Raw genomic sequence first — 21041 nt, forward strand, 5'->3', positions numbered from 1 at the left:
CATGAAGATACTGGTAACTGGGGCTGCAGGTTTCATTGGTGCTGCTCTGTGTGAGCGACTCTTGAAGGAAGGCCTGCAGGTCGTCGGTCTCGACAATCTCAACCCCTACTATCCGTTGGCGCTGAAGCAGCACCGCCTGACACGTCTCGAAGCACTTGCCGGGCAGTGCGTTGCTGCCCCCGGGAATGCACGCCGGTTGGGCAGCTTTCGCTTCGTCAAGCTGGATCTTGTCGAACGTGAGACGCTTCGCACATTGATGCAGGAGGAGGAGTTTGATGTCGTCGTCAATCTGGCGGCCCAGGCTGGGGTGCGCCACTCCATCGCTCAGCCTTTTGATTATGTCGACAGCAACCTGGTCGGCTTCGTCAATCTTCTTGAGGCTTGTCGTGACACGGCCCCGAGCCATTTGCTCTATGCTTCCAGCAGTTCCGTTTACGGGGATGATACCCGTCAGCCTCTGCAGGAATCCCAGGCGGGTGTACGCCCGCTCTCGCTGTACGCTGCTACGAAGCGCTCAAATGAATTGATGGCTTACAGCTACGCGCATCTCTATGGTTTACCGGTGACAGGGCTACGCTTCTTTACCGTGTATGGTGCCCGCGGGCGCCCGGACATGGCGCCACTTCGTTTCGCACGCAAGCTGCTGGCCGACGAGGTGATCGATGTCTACAACCATGGACAGATGGCACGTGATTTCACCCATGTCAGTGATATCGTGGAGGGCATCTACCGACTTATGCACCTGCCGCCGACGCAGGAAGTGAATGCCGCTCCCTCGCGTGTCCTGAACCTCGGGCGTGGTGAGCCCATCGCTTTGGGGAACTTCATCAATGGCCTCGAGGCAGCGCTGGGTGTCCCGGCTCGCAAGCGTCTGCTGCCGATGCAGCCAGGGGATGTCGAGCGTACCTGGGCAGATACCTCGACACTCGAGACGCTGACCGGCTTTCGCCCCAGTGTCAGTCTTGCCACAGGGCTTGAGGAGTTGGCTGAGTGGGCGCAACAGTATCCGTCATTGCTGAGAGAAACCGATGATGAGCAATCGCCCCGGGTGAGATGTCCTGATGAAGCAGGCGTCGCTGCAGGTGGACATTCTGGACGCATGACAAAGGCCGGCATGTCCGCCATGACGGCCTTGGCCTTCAGTAGTGGAACTCTCTTGAAGGCCTGAGTGGGATTCAGCGGCTGTATATCTGAGGTCAGGTCGAGAAGCGTCCACCCCTACAACGCAAGGAGCCCCGCCAGTGAACTGGCGGGGCTCCTTGTATCTTGCCTGTCAGCCGCTATCAGCAGCGACCCTCGCAATTGGCAGGCTTGTCGTTGGCGATGCGCCAGTCTTCCTCGTTGGCCAGCGTGGCCAGCGGCGACAGCATCGAGAAGTCGAACTCGGTGAGGCAGGTACCGCGTTGTACGCGCTTGGGCCAGTCATGATTGGCCAGCGCCGAGCGACCGATGGCGACCAGGTCCGCGTGCTGCAGGGCGGCCTGGGCCTTCGCGACGCTGGCGACATTGCCATTGGTGATCAGCGTGATGTCTGACTCCAGTGCCTTGCGTGATTGGTCGGCAAGCGCCGTCAGGCTGAGGCTGCGCTCACGCTCGTCGTCTGCCTCGGGGAAGGCGGGGGCATCGACATCACTGCCGGTCAGGTGCAGGAAATCCAGCCCAGCTTCCATTAGCTTGGCGAGGCGCTCGCGGGCCTCGTCAGGGCCGCCCTGCCAGGTGAGCTCAGGCTCGGTCACGGTGCCCTGGGAGAGGCGCATGCCGATGACGAAGTCGGCGCCGACCGCCTCACGCACGCTGCGGATGACCGCCAGTGGGAAGGCCAGACGTGCGATGGCGTCGCCGCCCCAGGCATCGTCACGCTGATTGAAGCGCTCACTGATGAACTGGTGGATCAGGTAGCCGTTGGCACCATGCAGCTCGATACCATCGAAGCCGGCTTCCTTGGCGCGACGGGCGCTGGTGGCAAAGCCGGCGATCGCGTCATGGATTTCCGCTTCGCTGATCTCGCGGGCCAGCGGGAAGGGGCCGGAGCCACCGTAGAAGCTGAGCATCTCGCCACTGGCGCGGCTCTCGGAGGGGGCGACGACCTCGTCCTTGAAGCGGTTGTGCTGGGTCTGGGCGCCGGCATGCATCAGCTGGGCGATGAGGCGCCCACCTTGTTGATGCACGGCGTCGACCACCGGGCGCCAGCTGTCCTGCTGCGCCTGGTTGGCCAGCCCCGGCTGGTTGGCGTAGCCCTGGCTGAAGGCTTCATCGGTGTAGATGCCTTCGGTGATCAGCAGCGAGAAGTTGCCCCGCGCAAAATCGCGATAGTAATCGACCATGTCAAAGTGCACCTGGCCGTCATCCTGCGCGCTGGTGCGCGTCATCGGGGCGAGCACCAGGCGATTGTCGAGCTCCAGCCCGGCGAAGGCATGGGGGGTGAACAGTGCGGTGGTGTCTGTCATCTAGTACGTCTCCCGCGGAAAGCATTCCGCTGTCGTATCCGGTCGTAGGCCCTGAGCAACTGCGTGCACGAAGAGGTGAAGATCGACGCAGTGCGGTGGCCTGAATGAATGATCGACGGATCATCTGTATGCCCTATATCGTGCCTGCCGCACCTGGGGGTCACAAGCCGGAACGCTGGAAGGAGAGTGTTGTCGTTTTGACAACCTGTGCATGTAATTGACTGAATTTGCGAGATTTTTTCTCAAACAATTCAGGGTTGCTGCATGAAGTGGCAACGCAGTGCTGCTTTCCATGCACATAAGCATATGCGCGCAACGACGCAGGCCCCGCTACCGTGGGTTGCGGGGCCTGCGTCTTGAGCGCCAATCGTGCCTATGGCGAGTGCTCCGTGCTGATGATCACTTGCCGTCGCACTGGGCGTTCTGCTTGCTGCTACCGGAGGGCGGGCAGCCGAACCAGTTCTCGGTCGGCTTGGCCTGGCCCGTGTTGGCGTGGCGGCCGCCCTGGCTGCCGATCTTGCCGCCATCGAGGCTTTTCTGTACCTGGTGCGTGGCGTTGTCCTTGGCTTGCTGCCGTGCCTCGGGCTGTTCGTTCTGTTGATAGTGCGCGCCGTTGTCAGCTGCGCCGTCTGCGGTGCGCTTCGAGTGGCTGGGCGTTGGCTGGCCCTGCGAGGAATGCTGGGAAGAGGCCGCGCCGCTGGTCCCTGTCTCGGTGTTCATCTCGTCGAAGGCCTGAGCCGGGGAGAGGCCCAGCAGGCCCAGCATCACTGCGGCGGCGCCGATGCCACGGCGCAGGCGGGTGCTCGCGGTAGGTCGCTTGCCTAAGAGCAGATCAGTGCGCAGGCGATGGAGAGAGGCATTGTCGTCAGTGATGGCTGTCGAGGTTCTGTAGAACATGATGAGGGGACTCCTTGCGGGTCTGGCTGCCGGTGTCGGCAGCCGCGCGGGTGAGGGATTCACCGGCGACGCATGAGGTGTCGGCAATGCTGCGCTCTCTTGCGAGTGCGCGCTGCCAGACATGAGAGGATGATGTGAGTGACTGTAACTCGGCGTTGCGCGCCGGGTAATCGATGGAACAGTTATCGGGGCATACCAAGGGAATTCAACTCTTGTTCAATAATTGGCCGTGGCGACGGGCGCACTCGTCGGGGTGGGTGGCATGTCTTGCTCACTCGAGTGAGGCGCAGCCGGCACGCGATCGATCAGACACTTGTGATGGCAAAAGGGCAGACGCCCCTTGAAGTCATGGCGTGCCATGACAATGTGGGAGGGACAGGGCAACGGCCCTGAGTGTTCACCCAGTCAAGGAGACAGGCATGACGATCAAGAAAACCGGTTCCGCGCATTGGGAAGGTAGCGTCAAGCAGGGTAAAGGCACTGTCAGCAGTGAAAGTGGTGCGCTCAAGGATCAGCCTTACGGCTTCAATACGCGCTTTGAAGATGGCGCTGGCACCAACCCCGAAGAGCTGATCGGGGCGGCCCACGCCAGCTGCTTCTCGATGGCACTCTCGATGATGCTGGGCGAGGCGGGGCATGAGCCCAAGGCCATCGATACCACCGCCACCGTCCATCTGGACAAGGAAGACAGCGGCTTCAGCGTGACGAAGATAGCCCTGGTGACCAAGGCCGATGTGCCGGGCATCAGCGAGGCAGATTTCCAGTCCACCGCCGAGAAGGCCAAGGGCGGCTGCCCGATCTCCAAGTTGTTCACCGCCGAGATCTCGCTGGAAGCCTCGCTGGTCAACTGAGGCGTCGCCTGCAGGCGAGCCGTTGCAGATGAACAGCCCTCAGGCGCTGATCACGACGACAATGACTCGCGTGACCGCAGGCATCATCTCTGCGATGCGAGCATGAAAAACCGCCCCTCGGGGCGGTTTTTTCGTTGTGCGCGCGGTGAGCTTTCCCAGCGCGTGTACTAGCGCTTGTCTGAGCCGCTTTCAGAACCGTTTGCTGACTCGCTTTCTGCCCCCTTGCCTGACCTCCTGTCTGGGCTCATTTCCATTGCCTCATCCTCGCTGATCTCGCCGGCATGCTGCATGGCATTGCGGCGCGACTGCAGCCGCGTCAGTGGCTTGCGATCCGGCGTGCAATACCAGCGAATGTTCTCGCGTGAGCATTGCTCCAGCTCGGCGATCACCTGGGCGCCGAGCAGCAGGATCACGGCGCCGATCTCCAGCCCCAGCAGCAGCACGATCAGCGTCGCCAGCGAGCCGTAGACGGCACCGACGAAGGACAGGTGGGTGAAGTACCAGCTCAAGGCGAGGCGTGTCAGCTCCCACAGGGTGGCCGCGACCAGACCCCCGACCAGCGCGCGGCGGGTCGAGACGCGGGTCTGGGGCAGTATCTTGTAGATGGCGCTGAACAGCCCGAACATGCCAACGATGCTGATCAGATAGATCACCTCGCTGCCGGCATCGCCCAGGGTCAGCTCGATGCCGGTCAGCAGCGTCAGGGCATCATTCATCGCCGAGGCCAGCGCCACCAGCAGGGTCAGCGCCAGCAGGCCCGCGCCCAGCACCATCACGAAGGCGTAGGGCAGCAGGGCGGAAATCCACGCGCTGCGCTTACGAATCACTGGATGCTGATGGAAGATCAGCGCAATGGCGTCTTCCAGCATGCGAAAGGCCAGCCCGGCGAAGAACAGCAAGCCGCCCATGCCGATCCAGCTGATCACCTCGCGATTGGCCAGCAGCTTGCGCACCGCGTCCAGCAGGATATCTTCCTGGCCCGGCCCCAGATGCTGGACCTGAATGGCGATGATGCTCATCAGGCGAGTTTCATCCACCAGGTGCGTCAGCAGCACGCAGAGCAAGGCGAACAGCGGCACGCTGGACAGCAGGATGTTGTAACCGACGCCCCCGGCCAGCAGCACGCCACGGTTGGCGATGAACTGTCCGATGACGCGCAGGGCGAAGGCCAGCAGGCGCGGCAGAAAGCGCAACAGGCGGCTGCTCACGGAGTCTGCAGCAGGGTCTGGCATGGCTGGGCATCCTCGCGTTGGTTCGTGATGTCGGTTCAAGGGGGATATCAGCCGCGCTGCCGAGCGCGATGCTGGAAGAACGTCGAGGCGGTATAGAGCGCCAGACCGCTCCAGATCAGCACGAAAGTGATCAGCATCGTCGGATGCAGGGTTTCCTTGAAGATCAGCAGCGCGATCAGAAACTGCATGGTCGGGTTGATGTACATCAGAAAGCCCACCGTGGCGAGTCGCAGGCGACGCGCCGCACCGGCAAAGGCGAGCAGCGGCAGCGCGGTGAGCACGCCGCTGGACATCATCAGCACGCTGGCGGGTAGTTCAAGCGGGCCGACATCGCTGGCCGTGAAGTGCGATTCGCCCGAGAACCACTGGCCGCCGATCAGCAGTAGCGCGAGTGGCGCGAGCATCATCGTCTCGACCAGCAGGCCCGACAGGCCATCCAGCGCGATGCGCTTTCTGAGCAGCCCGTAGGTGCCGAAGGTCACAGCCAGCGAGAGCGTGATCCACGGCAGTTCCGTCAGGCCGACCAGCTGCAGGCTCAGGCCGAGGATGGCCAGCCCCAGCGCGAACAGCTGCACGCGCGACAGGCGTTCCTTCAGGAACAGCATGCCCAGCCCGACATTGACCAGCGGCGTCATGAAGTAACCCAAGCTTGCCTGCAGTACCTCATGCACCTCTACCGCGTGGATGTAGATGCCCCAGTTGAGCGCGATCAGGATCGAGCAGGCCAGCACAGGCACAAGCTTGCGGGGTTCGGCGAAGGCAGCGCGCACCGGTGACCAGCGCCGGATGACGCTGATCAGCAGCACCATGAACACGCAGCTCCACAGGATGCGGTGCAGCAGCACTTCCCAGGCGGGAATGCCCTCGAACAGCGCGAAGTAGAGCGGAAAACAGCCCCACATCACATAGGCGCCCAGTCCGAAGCCGACGCCCTTGGCGCTCTCGCGGCGTGCCTTGGCCAGACTCTCGACAGAGGGGCTTGTCTGCTCCCGCCTCATGCGGAGTCGCTCGAACCATCCTGCGCCAGCGGTTTGCCTGCGATCTGCGCCAGCGGTTTACCTGCGATGTAGTAGCCCGACGGTTCAAGCGCGATGAAGAAGCTTTCGGCCTCTGGGTAGCCGGCCTCGTTCATGGCCTGCGCGATGGACTGGGCGCACAGATCGCGCACCTGTTTGCCACGTTCGAACCACAGCACCTCGACGAAGGGGAAGGCATCGACGAGCTGACCATCGAACACATACTGGGTGGTGATGCACTCCAGCGTGAATTCGTCGCGCGCGGTGGCGGTCGCTTCGCTCAGCTGATCGATCAGTGCGCGCGAGACAGGGGCAAGACGGGCAGGCGTGACACCGTGGAAGCGAAGCTGAGGCATGAAGCTCTCCTGTGAGTCGGGATGGGGAGGGGGCGAGCAAGCTCGCGGTGAACTGACGCCGCCGCAACCTGGTGTGGTGGCCTTGCGTTCATCGCCAATATATCACTGGCTTCTGATGCTCACACCCGCCGCCAGGGATTCGTGTGCGTGATGAGCGCTACGGCGATGACAGATCATGCTTTGCCTCTCACATCTGATCGCCACAGACGGTAGAATGAGCGCTTTCAAGGCGTGGCATGACCAGTGGCAGGGTGGGCAAGGCTCACGCCGACGCGCATCCGCCGGTCGCCACTCAAGCGCCCATTCAGTCAGCAGGGAGGCACGACGACCATGACGACACAGCCACAGGCGACTTCCCCACAAGCGAGTGCTGGCGATGCCTCGCGAGGGGCGACATTGCGTGTCAGCCTGGTGCAGACGGACCTGCGCTGGGAAGACCCGGCGGAGAACTGCCGTCTGCTCGGCGAGCAGCTGGATGCCGCTGGCCTGGTCTTGGGCGCCGATGGCCGCAATGTCGCAACCGATCTGATCGTGCTGCCCGAGATGTTCGCCACCGGCTTCACCATGAATTCGCGTGAGATGGCGCAGCCGATGGAGTCCAGCGAGAGCGTCGACTGGCTCAAGGCGCAGGCCATCACCCGTGGTTGCGTGATGACCGGCAGCATCGCGGTGCTGGATGACGGCGAGTGTTACAACCGCATGCTGTGGGCCACGCCCGACGGTGAGGTGTCGCATTACGACAAGCGCCATCTGTTCCGCATGGCCGGTGAGCATGAGCGTTATGGCATGGGTTATGAGCGGGTGCTGGTCGAGCTCAACGGCTTTCGGATCCAGCTCTCTGTCTGCTATGACCTGCGCTTCCCGACCTGGCTGCGTCAGCGTCCCGTCATCGGTGGCGTGAGTGCTGCCGAGACCGCCGCCGACAGCGCCTTTGAATATGACCTGCTGCTGTGCGTGGCCAACTGGCCGGGCGTACGGCGTCATCCCTGGCGCACGCTGCTGCAGGCGCGCGCCATCGAGAATCTGGCCTATGTGGTGGGCGTCAACCGTGTGGGTGACGACGCCAACGGGCTGCACTATACCGGCGACTCCATGGTCTGCGACTTCAAGGGCGAGCCCATCCTCGACCCCGCGCCAGACCAGCCCTTCATCGAGACCGTGACGCTTGAACGCGGCGCGCTCGACGAGTTTCGAACCAAGTTTCCGGCGTGGATGGACGCCGATCATTTCACTCTGGAGGCCTGATGCGCCTGGACAAATTCCTTACCGAAACCACGGATCTCAGCCGTAGCGATGCCAAGAAGGTCGTGCACCGCGGCGATGTCACCGTGGATGGTGAGGTAGTCAAGAACACCGCGAGCGCCGTCAAGGACGGCATGCGCGTCGAATGGAATGGCGAGCACCTGGAGCTGATGGGGCTGCGCTATCTGATGCTGTACAAGCCGGCCAATGTGGAATGCACCAGCAAGCCGGGCCTCTATGAGCGCGCGCATGACCTGATCGATCTGCCCAATGTCGAGCGCCTGAGCATCGTTGGGCGTCTCGATGTCGACACCACCGGCCTGGTGCTGATGACGGATGACGGCCAGTGGAACCATCGTGTCACCTCGCCCAAGAAGGCCTGTGCCAAGCGCTATCGCGTCACCCTGGCGCGCCCGCTGGAAGGCGATGAGCTGGCGCGCGCCGTGGAGGACTTCGAGCACGGCCTGATGCTGGATGGGGAAGAGAAGCCGACGCGTCCGGCGCGTCTCGAGATGGAAACCGCCACCGTGGGTCTGCTGTGGATCACCGAAGGCCGTTATCACCAGGTGAAGCGCATGTTCGCGGCCATCGGCAATCACGTCGAAGCCCTGCATCGCGAAGCCATCGGGGCTGTCGAGCTGGACCCGGAGCTGGAGCCGGGCGAATGCCGTTTCCTGCGTCCGGAAGAGATCGCCAGCTTCTGATCGTTGGCTTCTGATGCATCAGCGCATGCATCATCAAAAGCCCCTGTCATTTTCACGAATGGCGGGGGCTTTTTCGTGCGCGTCGTTGGCCGCCGTGTCTTGTATCGATCCAACGATCGCGCTTAAGGTAGCTGTTCGTCTGCTCGCATTGTGATTTCTTTGCGGGAAGCGCGTTTTGCAGAAGTGATGTTTATACAGAGGTCGCCTTCAATCAAACGCTTGTTTCCGGTATTTTCATGACAATGGCGTATCCATAACAACAACGAGGAAAATCCACTATGTCGTCCCCCTTCACCAAGTCGTCTCCCTTTGCCAGATCCTCCCTGATGAAACCCCTGCCGCTGCGCATGGCGTTGGCGGGCAGTGGTCTGCTGCTGGCAACGCTGTCAGCGCCGGCGACTGCCGCGGAAGACGCCAGTGTCGTGTTCGCGGCGCCGCCGTGGCCGGGCGTGACCATGAAGACCGAGATTGCCTCCGAAATCTTCGAGGCGCTGGGCTATTCTCCCACCACCCGCCAACTGGGCGCGCAGATCACCTACGAAGGCATCTCGCTCGGTGAGGTCGATGTCTACCTGGCCGCCTGGTTGCCGGGGCAGAGCACCATGTACGATGCAGCGATGGCAAAGGACGCCATGGTCGACTTCGGCAATAACGTGAACGGTGCACGGGCCAATTTCGCCGTACCGCGTTATGTGGCTGAAGCCGGTGTCACTTCACTGCATGATGTCGACAAGCCGGAATTTGCCGACAAGTTCGAAAAGACCATCTATTCCATCGAGATCGGCTCGGGTTCCAGTGAAATCGCCAACCGTGCCGTCGATGAGGATATCTATGGCCTCGGCGATTGGGACCTCAAGGAGTCTTCCACTGCCGGCATGCTTGGAACAGTCGCCAATGCCATCAAGCGTGATGAGTGGGTCATGTTCGTCGGCTGGACTCCGCACTGGATGGGCGTCGAATACGACATGGTCTTCCTCGATGATCCAGAAGACCTGTGGGGGCCGGGCGGCGGCAAGAGTGACGTGAGAACTCTGGCCAACAAGAAATGGTCTGAAGCGCATCCCAATGCCTCCGTCTTCCTGGATCAGATCTCCTTTACCTCCGAGGAGCAGAGTGAACTCATCTATGGCTATGGCAAGGAAGAGCGCCCGCAGGAAGAGGTGGCGGGAACATGGATGAAGGCCAATCCGGGCAAGGTCAAGGCCTGGCTGGATGGCGTGACCACCCGTGATGGCGAACCTGCCTGGCCGGCCGTCAAGGAGGCACTTGGCCTGCCGGAGGCATGATTGACAGCTTGAAAAGGTGCCGCTGATCTTTGCGGATGCAGCACCTTGAATATAGTGGTAAGAACACGAAGCCCGCTCATTGAGCGGGCTTCGTGCGTTCTACAGCAGCGAACGTGTCAAGAAAGCGCACAGCGTCAGAGACGGGAATAGCTTCGGGTGTGCCGCGCACCAGGGGGTGAAATCACTGTCATGCAAATCTTGCATGGAAAATCCAAATAAAGAATTGGTCGCGAGATAGGGGCCTGTATCACCATCAGTCTGCACTCTGCGCTGCTTCCACGCGCAGCCAAGAACAATGACAAGAAGGAAACACTCATGGCTGATTCAGGTTCTTCCTCCGCCCCGATACCCCGCTCTCCCGGGCCCATTGCGCGCTTTCTGTCTCCCTGGACAAGACTGGCGCTGTGGAAGCAGATCTTCATCGCACTGATTCTGGGCCTGGGGCTGGGCATCGTGCTCAACCAGACCGGGCGCGCCGATATCGCCGCCGATATCAAACCGCTGGGTGACCTGTTCATCCGCGGCATCAAGATGCTGATCGTGCCGCTGGTCTTCATCTCGCTGGTCACTGGCGTGGCCTCGCTCAACAACCTCTCCAAGATCGGGCGCCTGAGCGTCAAGACGCTGGTGCTCTATCTGGGCATGACGGCGGTCGCCATCACCATCGGCCTGGGGCTGGCCACCGTCTTCCAGCCGGGTGTCGGGATCGACCTGGGCAGCGCGGCCAATGTCGAGGTGCGTGAAGCGCCGACCGCCGTCGATACGCTGCTCGGGCTGGTGCCGACCAATGCCGTCGAAGCCTTCGCCGAAGGCAATGTACTGCAGATCATCGTCTTTGCGATCCTGTTTGGCCTCTCCATCACGCTGGTGGGGGAGAAAGCCCGTCCGGTACGCGTGTTCTTCGAGTCCGCAGCGGAAATCATCTATCGCATGACCAGCATCATCATCGCCTTCACCCCCTACGGTGTCTTCGCCCTGATGACCTGGGTGGCCGGTACCTATGGCCTGGCGATGCTCGCGCCGCTGGCCAAGGTGATCGGCATCGTCTATCTGGGCTGCTTCGTGCATGCCATCGTGGTCTATGGCGGCATGCTGCGCTTTCTGGCGCGCTTGAACCCGCTGCGCTATTTCCAGGGCAGTGTCGAGCCGATCATGCTCGCCTTCACCAGCACCTCCAGTTCCGGCACCTTGCCGGTGACCATGATGGCCGCCGAGCAGAATCTGGGCGTCAAGCGGGGTGTCTCGAGCTTCGTGCTGCCGCTGGGCGCGACCATCAACATGGATGGCACCGCGCTGTACCAGGGCGTCTGCGCGCTGTTCATCGCCCAGGCCTATGGCGTTGATCTGGGCATGACCGAATACGTCACCATCATCATGACCGCGACGCTGGGCTCCATCGGTACCGCCGGTGTGCCGGGAGCCGGCTTGATCATGCTCTCGCTGGTGCTGACCTCCGTCGGCCTGCCGCTGGAAGGGGTCGCCATCATCGCCGGCATCGATCGTGTGCTCGACATGGCACGTACCGGCCTCAACGTGGCGGGCGACTGCGCCGTCAGCTGCCTGGTCGCCAAGAGCGAAGGCGAGCTGGACGAGCAAGTCTTCAATACGCCCCACGTCATGCGCTCAGAGCTCAGTTGAGCGCTCTTGTCTGAACACCAACCGCGTCATCATCATCGGCTTGTCGGCATCCGCGTGATAAGCGTGTCAAGGACATCAGGAGAACATCGTCATGGAACGCCCCAACGCACCTTCACATAAAGCCAGCCCCTCTGTCGTCCGCTACGGCGTCGTGGGCGGCCTGGGGGCGATCGGCAGCGCGGATGTCCTGCTCAAGACGGTGCGCGCGGCGCAGTACTGCAAGCCACCGGGCGGGGTGGATATCGCCTTCGAGCAACGTCACTTCGATGACGGGCCGGGAATCGCCGCGGAGGCCTATGACCCGCTGCGACGCAAGTTCTACGTCTACAACGTGCTCAAGGATATGCAGGGCAAGGTCGAGAACGCAATGGTGCCATGCTTTCTCTCGCATACCTTCCTGGCCGAGATCACCCCGGAAATCAGCGTCAACGTCGTCGATATCTTCGATGCGCTGCTGGCGCGCATTCGCCGCGACTATCCCGAGGTGCGCAAGATCGGCGTGCTGACCTCAAGCTACGTGCGCGCCTCCGGTATCTTCGAGCAGCGCTTCGGGGAGCCGGAGGCCACGATGGCTGTCACGGATGCCACGCAAGACGGTAACCTCGTGGCAGGTGATGGCCTCGAGGTCATCTACCCCGATGCCACGCTGCAGCGTAATGCCCTGATGCAGGCCATCTATGGGGCCAGCGGCATCAAGAGTGGCCATCATGGTGGTGAGTGTCTGCAACTGTTGCTCGAGGCCTGTGATGGCCTGGTCAGTCAGGGCGCGGAGATCATCGTGCCGGGCCTGAGCGAGATTCCGGTGCTGATGGAGTCGCTGCAGCCGCTGGTGCCGGTGCCCTTGCTCGACTCCAACCTCATCTACGCCGAATACGCATTGGGCGTGGACCGCGAGCGCGAGAATCGCAACTTCAAGCTTGGCGTGCTCGGTGGGGTAGGGCCGGCGGCCACGGTGGACTTCATGCGCAAGGTGGTCAGCCTGACGCGTGCCGAGCGCGATCAGGACCACCTCAAGATGGTGGTGGAGCAGAATCCGCAGATTCCCGATCGCACCGCCAATCTGATCGGCAAGGGCGAAGACCCGAGCATCCCGATGCTCGCGACCTGTCAGCGGCTGGAGGCCGATGGCGCCAATGCCATCGCGATTCCCTGCAATACCGCGCATGCCTTCGTGGCGCGTATCCAGCCCTATATCGGCATCCCGATCATTAACATGCTGACGGCGGTGGTCGATCATATCGCGGCGATGCAGGCGCCGGTGGCGCGGGTCGGGTTGATCGCGACCAGCGGCACCGTGATCAGTCGGGTCTACCACGACATCATCGAGGCCTCGGGGCGTGAAACGCTGGTGCCCGATGCGCGCTGTCAGACCCAGGTGATGGAGGCGATCTACGGGCATCACGGCGTGAAGGCGGGCCATACGGCAGGGGAGTGCAGCGAGCATCTGCAGGCTGCCATTTCCCACCTGCTGGCGCGGGGCGCAGAAGTGATCATCCTGGGCTGTACCGAGCTTCCGTTGATCGAGCTCGATGCGGCACTGCGTGAGCGGGTAGCGCTGCTCGACCCCGCGGAAATTCTCGCGCAGCGCTGTGTGGCACTGGCGCAAGCCGAGGCCTGATTGGCGCTTCATCCATCCGATCAGCCAGTGAAGAGAGCTTGAAGAAAAGACACCCAGCGACGCGATATACTGCGCTCACGCAGGCTCGCTGTGTGCCTTTGCCTCATTCATGCCTCTCTTCAGGTGCTTTGCCGTGGAAATGAACTGGCTGGAAGACTTCCTCACCCTGGCGGTGACGCGTAATTTCTCGCGCGCCGCCACCCTGCGCAACGTGACGCAACCGGCCTTCAGCCGTCGTATTCGCAATCTGGAATACTGGGTCGGCGCCACCCTGATCGACCGCAGCCTGTTCCCCGTCGGCCTGACTCCCGCGGGCGAATCCTTCCAGCGCACCGCCCAGGATGCGCTCTCGGTATTGCGCGTCGGCCGTGATGAGGCGCTCGGCTTCGTGCCCAAGATAGAAGAAGTCGTCTCGATTTCCGCCTCGCACACGCTGGCGGTCAGCTTCTTCGTCGACTGGCATGAACAGCTGCAAAACCGACTGGGCAATCTCAAGGCACGCATCGTGCCCGACCACGTCGCCGGCTGTGTCGATGCCCTGATCAGCGGCAATTGTGATCTGATGCTGGCCTACAACAGCCCGCTACTGCCTACGCTCACCGACATCGTGCGCTATCCCTCCATCGTGCTCGGCTCCGAGCGGCTGGTGCCCGTCAGTGCCGTCGATGACGCTGGCCAGGCACTTTACTCCCTCGACAGCGACACGCCGCAACCCTACCTCTGCTACTCCAGTGACAGCTATCTCGGCCGACTGACCGCACTGATCATCGGACGCCAGAACCTCGCCGCGCGTCTCAACTTCCGCTACGAATGCTCGATGTCTGACGTGCTCAAGCGTGGCGCACTCGCCGGTAGCGGCATCGCCTGGGTGCCGGAGCGCGCCGTGCGCGACGAGCTGGCCGCCGGGCGCCTCGTCATCATCAGCGATGACAGCCACACCGCGCCGCTGGATATCTGCCTCTTCCGCCACGCCGAGCACGACCAGCGCGTGGCCGAACGCATCTGGCAAGCCTGTCTGACCGACGAAGACGAGGCCCTCGAATCAGAATGATAATTCGCTGGCGGCGTACCAGGTCAGAGGAAGAAAGCTCAGGGGGTAGGGCTGGAGAAAATGGAAAAGAAAGCCCAGAACAATGACCTGACATCATCGCCAGAGCACGACGCAAGACGGGAGCCACTGGGGCTCCCGTCTTGCATTACTGCATCTAAGCGCATCTGAGCGCATTCAACCGTATCTGATCGCATCTCAGCTCGCAGCTCTATCGACTGCAACTGCATCGGCCGCAACGGCAAGTCATGCATTGCCTCTCACGACAGTCGACGCGAATTGGCCGTCGTGCGCTTGTGCAACGGCTTGATGAAGAGGGTGCCCGTCGTCCACCACGGCGCCACCTTGCCGCCCGTCATCGCGTTCATCCACGCCTTCTGCATCACGAACCACATCTCCCAGCTGGCTGCGATCTTCTCCGACACCATCTTCTGGTTCTCGGTGATCATCTTCGGGTCCAGCGGTGACTGGGTTCCCCACAACTGAGTGCGCGACATGATGGTCGACATGGCTGTCGACCACATCTCCACCGACGTCGTGCCCAGCTTCCAGACATCGAACATCGCAGCCGGCGTCGTTGGGACCAACTCTGACCAGGCAGGTTGTTTAGCCATTGTACTCTCCAGGTAAGGAACATGAATACAGTGATACGCCTGTTTTTGTTGCAGTGCAATATGAGTTTTGACTGTGGGACGAGATCGGGCGATTCGGAGCCTCCATTATCACCACTTTCCATACAAAACAATGAGTTAGCGGTAGGTGATGGCTTGGGAAGCCGGAATTTTCCGTGCCTTGGCGGAAATTTCCCGTGGGGTTAGGGAAAGTGGATTTTCAGGATTTGTTGGCAATGTCTTACGCAGCCGTATGAATTTTATGAGGCTGGGTATCAGTTCAGTCAGACAGGACGCGTAGGCGTTGGCGAATGGCGCGGAAAATTCCGGCGTGGTGTTAGGTACGATAGAAGTGGGAGCGTGGCGAGGGACGCTGGGGCACCGAGACGGCGTACCCTTCAGGCGACGTAGGGTGTCGCATTGAACTGACGATCTATACCCGCAGATGCACCAAGTCAGCTACTATTAGGCTTCATGAAATTGCACATATTCGGATTTACAGTTGTTGATCGCCCCAACAGGGCGTTGGGTCGTGTGGTCCTTGGACGGAGCTTGCCCTGCTGCAGCGCCGTGCGGTAGCCGTGCATAAACATTTTATAGTGGGCGGATGCAGGCTCTGAGTGCAACACCCCATTGAATTGAGGGGGGGCTTCATTGTGCTTTGCCATCAGTTCATTCATCACCTCGATAGGGCATTTGAAGTCGAAGCGTTTCCGAGGCTGCATATTCAGCTCGAAGGCAATGGCATCCAGCTCTTCATGACTGGTCGGTGACAGTTCCCTTAGGGAGATACTGGCGAATCAGCCCATTGATATTCTCGTTTCTACCTCATTGCCAAGGGCTATGGGGATCATAGGAGTAGATAGCGACGCCTGTGTTTTGCGTGATAGCGGCATGCCTGGCCATCTCTCGTCCTTAGTCATACGTCAGGGTTTTTCGTGCTGCCAATGGCATTCTCTCAAGCGCGGCACTGAAGCCCTCTAAGGCTGAGGTCGCAGTCGCATCATGCATTTTTGCCAGTATCAAGTATCCGTTACTGAGCTCTACAAGAGCGCCAACCGCTGAGGAATTGCCTTTTCCTCGATTAGATCGCCTTCCCAATGCCCAGGCATCTCGCGCTTGTCCACCATGATGGACGCCGTTGCCGGTCGGCTGCGTGAGGAGTGGAGACCACAGCAAATCAGTGGCTTCATGGCGCCCTTGGCCGGCGGTAGTGTCAGTCATCAATGGATCTACTCCTTGATCTGGGACGACAAGGCCCGGGGAGGGGGGCCTTTGGCGGCATATTTGTCAGCCCAAACTCCCCAATAAGCACCGCACGCCCCCCAAGAACGCCGGATTGGGCAAGATCCCCAACCGAGTCGGTATCGAGCACCGCCCAGATGAGGTTGATGACCGGCGCTTCATCGGCCACTGGGAAGGCGTCACCGTGATACAGGGCCACAAGCAATCAGGCCTTGTCGCGTTGATCGAGCGTCGCAGTGGCTATTTACTGGCGGAACGACTGCCCAGGATCTCGGCAGAGTTGATGCAAGCAGCCATGATCCGCTTGTTAAAGCCGCGTCGAGGAGCGGTCCAGACCATTACGCTGGACAATGGCTCAGAGGCTCAGGCCTTGAGAGAGACAAACCTGGATAGTGGCACGATCGGTAATGCTGAGTTCTGAGTATGACATGAGTGCAATACCTTACAAGGAAACTCAGTTGTTGCACTCAGAATCTGCGGCCAAGGAGTTAAAGGTTGTACTGTAATTGATATATAACATAGAAAAGCGCTGTAGTGGTCAGTTTTAAATGTAGCGTTAAAATACAAGCTTAGGTAGGAGGGGGGATGAGACGATTTGTTTCACCACCAGTAGAACATTTTGATCGATTGCGGCAGCCACTCACTAAAGGTGAGCGAATAGTATTCGACTTGTTCAATGAGACGCTTGCGCCTGAGTGGGAAATTTACATTCAGCCTCACCTTAATGGTTTGCGTCCAGATTTTGTTTTGATGAACCCTGCTGTTGGAATTGCCGTCTTCGAAGTAAAGGACTGGAATCTAGACGCAATGCGCTATTGGGTAGAGGACCGGCCCGGTAGAGCTCCCCAGCTATGGGCATCTGATGGTAGAAAGGAGTTTTCAATTCACAGCCAAAATCCGGTTGAAAAGATATTTAAGTACAAAAATGAAATACATGAACTTTATTGTCCTAGATTAAATGCAAAGGCTGGTTTTGCTACGATTACCGCTGGAATCATTTTCCCATTCGCCAATACAGAAGATGTCCAGAAACTTTTACGTCCTTGTCTGGATTATCGAGGAATGCTTGGATGGCCTCAGTACAATCCCGTATCTGGTGCTGAAGCCATAACTGAAAGTAGAGTTCATCAGGTCTTTCCTGAAAGTCGCCGACTAACTTCTAGATTTATGAGCGATGAGCAGGCTGATGACATGCGAAATTGGTTGATAGAGCCCGATTTTTCTGCTGCTCAAAGGGAAATCATAGAGTTGGATTCAAATCAAAGATCGTATGTAACTTCTAGAACTCAGTCAGGCTACAGGAGAATCAAGGGACCGGCTGGTTCTGGGAAATCCTTGATCCTTGGTGCTCGCGCGGCACAACTTCTCGGTGAAGGTAAAGAAGTTCTTGTTGTTACTTTTAATATCACTCTACTACACTATTTAATGGATGTTGCTGTTAGATGGCCAAACTCGAAGGGGCGTACGAGGCAGGATATCACCTGGTTGAATTTCCATGCATGGTGTAAGCGAGTTTGTTTGGATTCAGATCACGAAAAAGAGTATCTCGATCTATGGCGCGGTGCCGAAGAAGTATTACGAGATGAAGATAGTGTGTTGCGGTTTCGCCTGCCTGCATTGGTAGGAAGCTGTATTGATTCGGATACTGATGAACTGGTTCAGCGCTACGATGCTGTTCTGGTAGATGAGGGGCAGGACTTCTTGCCGTCGTGGTGGAATGTACTTCGTAAAGTGTGTCGGGATGGCGGTGAAATGCTGCTTGTGGCCGACGCCACGCAAGATGTATACGGAACCGCTCATTCATGGACCGATGAGGCTATGACGGGCGCGGGATTTCTTGGTGGTCGTTGGGCAGAGTTACAAACTTGCTACAGGCTGCCGCCTTCTGCTTTACAAGTGGCAAGAAATTTTGCCAGTAAATATTTACCACCAGACACCGTCGACTTGCCTAATGGCCCGCAAGGAGAGCTCGATTTATACCCGTGTGCATTACGATGGGTCCAAACTACTCCTATGCGTGCAGTTGAGGTATGCCTCGAAGAAATCCTTCAGATGGCACCGCGTGCTACTAATGCTATTTTGGCGATTCCTGATATCACGTTTTTAACGGGCAGCCAGAAGATGGGTGCTTCTGTTGTGAATGCTTTGGAGGCTAAAGGCATCCATGCGGTGCATACGTACAGCGCTGACAAGAAGGAATCACGCAGACGCAAAATGGGTTTCTATATGGGGGATGCAAGAGTAAAGGCGACGACTCTTCATAGCTTTAAAGGATGGGAAGCTCGTGCCATTGTTATTTTTGTGGGCGAGAAGACTAGCGGACAAACACTTGCTCTGATTTATGCCGGACTTACAAGGCTTAAGCGGCATGAAGAAGGAAGCTTTTTGACCGTGGTCTCTTGTGCAGGCGAGCTAATAGAGTTCGGAAAGTCATGGGATGCTTATGAAGAGCGATAGTGTAGTGGCATATTGATTCTGGTCACCTGAGTTTGAGGGTATGATCACTCATACAAGTAGTCAGGTGCAGGAATTATAGCAGTATCTCCGTTGTTGTATCGTGGCCAAGAGAGGCTGTATCAAGTAGGAAGAAGAGAGTCCGATAATAGAGCTGCTATTGAAGGTCGAGCGGACTAAGGCTAGTATCTGTTTCATGTTACCAAGAATCTCTTTGGCTACCGAAAGATGCGCTAAAAGGTGCTTACCAATAGACCAGCGCAGCTATTCAGCCTGATCGAGATGGCCAAGTAATACAGTCAAGCAATTTTATGCATAATAATGAATATTGATTGCGAGGTGATATGAGTATTGATATTTTAAATTTTAAGGTTGCTGGATATCGCTATGCGCAGCAATATCGTAGTCCGAGTGATATTGTTCAAGTTGGTGAATCATTGATACTTAAATGTAATCAAAAGAATATTTACGATGATCACTCTGTTGAGATTTATAATTGTCGGATGGAGAGGTTAGGCTATGTCCCAAAATTTTATAGCCAGAAGGTCTTTAAAATGGTTATGAATTCTAAAGAATATCATGCTTGTGTCGCTAGTTATAGGGATCTTGATTATCCTTTGATAAATGTTTCTCTGAAGATCAGTTCAGAGAGTACTTCTTCTGATGGTGACTCCTTGGTAAATAATCTATTAACTGGGTCGTGAATAACCTTCTATTTGTCAGATTTGCTTTTTACCAGAGCGATTAGTGATGGATTTATATATTTGCGAGACAGGCTAATATGTGTTGCTTGTGTATGTCAGTTATCCACTGATTTGTCGATAGGTATAATTTTTAATGTTGCTAATTTAGCATAGATCGTCTAGGCTTAAATTTTGACTTTGCTTGAGGGTTGACTAATGTTGAAGTTTTTAAATGCTTTAGGTGTGAGTCTATTCCTGAGTGGGTGTGTTACATCAGGGCATTCCACACCAGCTCAGCTTGCAGAATATAAAAAATCTATTCCAGTTTGCTACGAGAAAACCGAATGTCAGAAAATGTGGAGTGCGGCTAGAAGGTGGATATTGAATAATTCTGGATATAAGCTTCAGCATATCACATCGGATTATATGGAGACTTATAATCCACGCAATGGAGATACTGATATAGCCTTTAGAGCTTCATTGGAGCCTAGTGGTGACGGGTATCGTATCGTGGGAGAGGCGTGGTGCGGGAATATGTTTGGATGCGTGCCTGTTCAACATGAAGCTATGATTAACTTCAACCAATATGTGTCTGACTCTATATATAGATGATGAATAAATAATCTAATTATTATTTGAGGGCGCAATAACTGTATTGACTTTAGTTATTGCGCTTAAGTCTTGGATTCCTGAATTCAAGCAATAAGCGCAGCACCTGCAGTATCCAGCCCTCCTGAGTATTCCCCTAGAAACACCTGCGCCGGTGTCCGGTAGCCGAGTCGCTTTCGAGGACGGTCATTCAGCTTTTCGACCACCTTGCGTAGCTCTGCATTGCTGACCTGACGAAAATCCGTTCCTTTGGGGAAGTACTGCCGTATCAGGCCATTCGTATTCTCGTTGGTCCCACGCTGTCCAGAGCAGTAGGGATCGCAGAAGTACATCGCCGCCGTCACGGCCTTGGCCACCGCTTCGTGGCCAGCGAATTCCGATCCATTGTCCAGTGTGATCGTCTGGACCGCTCCCCGACGCGGCTTCAACAAGCGGATCATGGCTGCTTGTGTCAACTCGGCCGAGATCTTGGGCAATCGTGCCGCCAGTAAATAGCCACTGCGACGCTCGACCAGCGTGACAAGGCCTGATTGCTTGTGCCCCTGTATCACGGTATCGCCCTCCCAGTGGCCGATGAAGCGCCGGTCATCAATCTCATCTGGGCGGTGCTCGATACCGACTCGATTGGGGATCTTGCCCAACCCGGCGCTCTTGGCGTGCGTGCGGTGCTTATTGCGGCGTTTAGGCTGACGGAGATGCCGCCAAAGGTCACCACCCCGTGCCTTGTCGTCCCAGATCAAGGAGTAGATCCATTGATGACTGACACTAACGCCAGCCAAGGGCGCCATGAAGCCACTGATTTGCTGTGGGCTCCACTCCTCACGTAGCCGATCGGCAACGGCGGCCATCATGCCTGGAAGGCGCTTTGTCCACTTGTTAGCAGTGCGGCGCCGATGATCACTGAGTATCTGAGCCTGCTCGGGATCATAGCCATTAGCGGTGGCGTTACGGCGAATTTCACGGCTGATCGTGCTGCTGTGGAGGTTCAGCTCCCTGCCGATCTGGCGCTGGCTCATGCCCAAGTCATAACGGGCGTGGATCTGATATCGTTGGGTCTGGGTCAGCTGTCGGTATTCCATACTCTGCTTCACTTTGGTCGGTGAG

At 58.1% G+C, this 21041-nt stretch carries 18 protein-coding genes and 1 pseudogene; 11 read left to right on the forward strand and 8 right to left on the reverse strand.

All coding sequences use genetic code 11. The annotated features are described in order from the left end of the window. Position 1: 1 nt before the first annotated feature. Entirely contained in the window at positions 2 to 1168 is a 1167-nt protein-coding gene (locus FLM52_06535; protein NVN55450.1) for an NAD-dependent epimerase/dehydratase family protein, read from the forward strand. A gap of 115 nt (positions 1169 to 1283) precedes the next feature. Here FLM52_06535 and FLM52_06540 read toward each other — a convergent pair whose 3' ends face one another. Continuing rightward, the gene (locus tag FLM52_06540; protein NVN55451.1) at positions 1284 to 2447 is read right to left on the reverse strand and encodes an NADH:flavin oxidoreductase; all 1164 of its coding nucleotides are present in this window, start codon (positions 2445 to 2447) and stop codon (positions 1284 to 1286) included. Positions 2448 to 2846: 399 nt separating this feature from the next. Next, positions 2847 to 3344 (reverse strand): hypothetical protein, encoded by a 498-nt coding sequence (locus tag FLM52_06545; protein ID NVN55452.1) that lies wholly within the window; start codon positions 3342 to 3344, stop codon positions 2847 to 2849. 419 nt (positions 3345 to 3763) lie between these two features. Here FLM52_06545 and FLM52_06550 point away from each other — a divergent pair, with 419 nt between their 5' ends. Next, the gene (locus FLM52_06550; protein NVN55453.1) at positions 3764 to 4195 is read left to right on the forward strand and encodes an OsmC family protein; all 432 of its coding nucleotides are present in this window, start codon (positions 3764 to 3766) and stop codon (positions 4193 to 4195) included. 167 nt (positions 4196 to 4362) lie between these two features. On the opposite strand, the gene FLM52_06555 is transcribed toward FLM52_06550, so the two are convergent. Genes FLM52_06555 through FLM52_06565 form a run of 3 tightly spaced genes read right to left on the reverse strand, consistent with a single transcriptional unit; the run spans position 4363 to position 6799 of the window. Then, positions 4363 to 5427, reverse strand: coding sequence for a YihY/virulence factor BrkB family protein (locus tag FLM52_06555; protein NVN55454.1), 1065 nt, complete (start codon positions 5425 to 5427; stop codon positions 4363 to 4365). A gap of 47 nt (positions 5428 to 5474) precedes the next feature. Then, positions 5475 to 6425 (reverse strand): EamA family transporter RarD, encoded by a 951-nt coding sequence (gene rarD, locus FLM52_06560; GenBank protein NVN55455.1) that lies wholly within the window; start codon positions 6423 to 6425, stop codon positions 5475 to 5477. Then, positions 6422 to 6799 (reverse strand): DUF1904 family protein, encoded by a 378-nt coding sequence (locus FLM52_06565; protein ID NVN55456.1) that lies wholly within the window; start codon positions 6797 to 6799, stop codon positions 6422 to 6424. The genes rarD and FLM52_06565 overlap by 4 nt, the downstream gene beginning before the upstream one ends. 330 nt (positions 6800 to 7129) lie before the next feature. Here FLM52_06565 and FLM52_06570 point away from each other — a divergent pair, with 330 nt between their 5' ends. The 6 genes from FLM52_06570 to FLM52_06595 all read left to right on the forward strand — a co-directional run bounded on the left by FLM52_06570 (position 7130) and on the right by FLM52_06595 (position 14338). Beyond that, a complete protein-coding gene (locus FLM52_06570; GenBank protein NVN55457.1) occupies positions 7130 to 8044 on the forward strand; it encodes a nitrilase family protein in 915 nt (304 codons plus the stop codon). Next, entirely contained in the window at positions 8044 to 8745 is a 702-nt protein-coding gene (locus tag FLM52_06575; protein ID NVN55458.1) for a pseudouridine synthase, read from the forward strand. Before FLM52_06570 ends, FLM52_06575 begins: the two co-directional genes overlap by 1 nt. A 326-nt stretch (positions 8746 to 9071) precedes the next feature. Next, entirely contained in the window at positions 9072 to 10031 is a 960-nt protein-coding gene (locus FLM52_06580; GenBank protein ID NVN55459.1) for an ABC transporter substrate-binding protein, read from the forward strand. A 315-nt stretch (positions 10032 to 10346) separates the two neighbouring features. Beyond that, positions 10347 to 11669, forward strand: a complete 1323-nt coding sequence (locus tag FLM52_06585; GenBank protein ID NVN55460.1) for a dicarboxylate/amino acid:cation symporter — start codon at positions 10347 to 10349, stop codon at positions 11667 to 11669. A gap of 91 nt (positions 11670 to 11760) precedes the next feature. After that, a complete protein-coding gene (locus tag FLM52_06590) occupies positions 11761 to 13287 on the forward strand; it encodes an aspartate/glutamate racemase family protein (GenBank protein NVN55461.1) in 1527 nt (508 codons plus the stop codon). 109 nt (positions 13288 to 13396) lie between these two features. Next, the gene (locus FLM52_06595; GenBank protein ID NVN55462.1) at positions 13397 to 14338 is read left to right on the forward strand and encodes a LysR family transcriptional regulator; all 942 of its coding nucleotides are present in this window, start codon (positions 13397 to 13399) and stop codon (positions 14336 to 14338) included. 257 nt (positions 14339 to 14595) lie between these two features. On the opposite strand, the gene FLM52_06600 is transcribed toward FLM52_06595, so the two are convergent. After that, on the reverse strand, positions 14596 to 14898 hold the full coding sequence (locus tag FLM52_06600) for a hypothetical protein (protein ID NVN55463.1): 303 nt from the start codon (positions 14896 to 14898) through the stop codon (positions 14596 to 14598). 707 nt (positions 14899 to 15605) lie between these two features. Continuing rightward, positions 15606 to 16073 (reverse strand): annotated as a pseudogene (locus FLM52_06605) (IS30 family transposase). Between the two features lie 158 nt (positions 16074 to 16231). On the opposite strand from FLM52_06605, the gene FLM52_06610 reads away from it, so the two are divergent. The 3 genes from FLM52_06610 (at position 16232) to FLM52_06620 (ending at position 19349) form a co-directional block, all read left to right on the forward strand. After that, a complete protein-coding gene (locus tag FLM52_06610) occupies positions 16232 to 16612 on the forward strand; it encodes an IS30 family transposase (protein NVN55464.1) in 381 nt (126 codons plus the stop codon). A gap of 164 nt (positions 16613 to 16776) precedes the next feature. Beyond that, positions 16777 to 18648, forward strand: a complete 1872-nt coding sequence (locus tag FLM52_06615) for an AAA family ATPase (protein ID NVN55465.1) — start codon at positions 16777 to 16779, stop codon at positions 18646 to 18648. 341 nt (positions 18649 to 18989) lie between these two features. Beyond that, positions 18990 to 19349 carry a hypothetical protein gene (locus FLM52_06620; protein NVN55466.1) on the forward strand — a complete coding sequence of 120 codons (360 nt, stop codon included), beginning with the start codon at positions 18990 to 18992 and terminating at the stop codon, positions 19347 to 19349. Between the two features lie 674 nt (positions 19350 to 20023). On the opposite strand, the gene FLM52_06625 is transcribed toward FLM52_06620, so the two are convergent. Beyond that, entirely contained in the window at positions 20024 to 21016 is a 993-nt protein-coding gene (locus FLM52_06625; GenBank protein ID NVN55467.1) for an IS30 family transposase, read from the reverse strand. Between the last annotated feature and the right edge of the window lie 25 nt (positions 21017 to 21041).

This window comes from bacterium Scap17, from assembly GCA_013376735.1.
In the GTDB taxonomy this organism is placed as follows: Bacteria; Pseudomonadota; Gammaproteobacteria; order Pseudomonadales; family Halomonadaceae; genus Cobetia.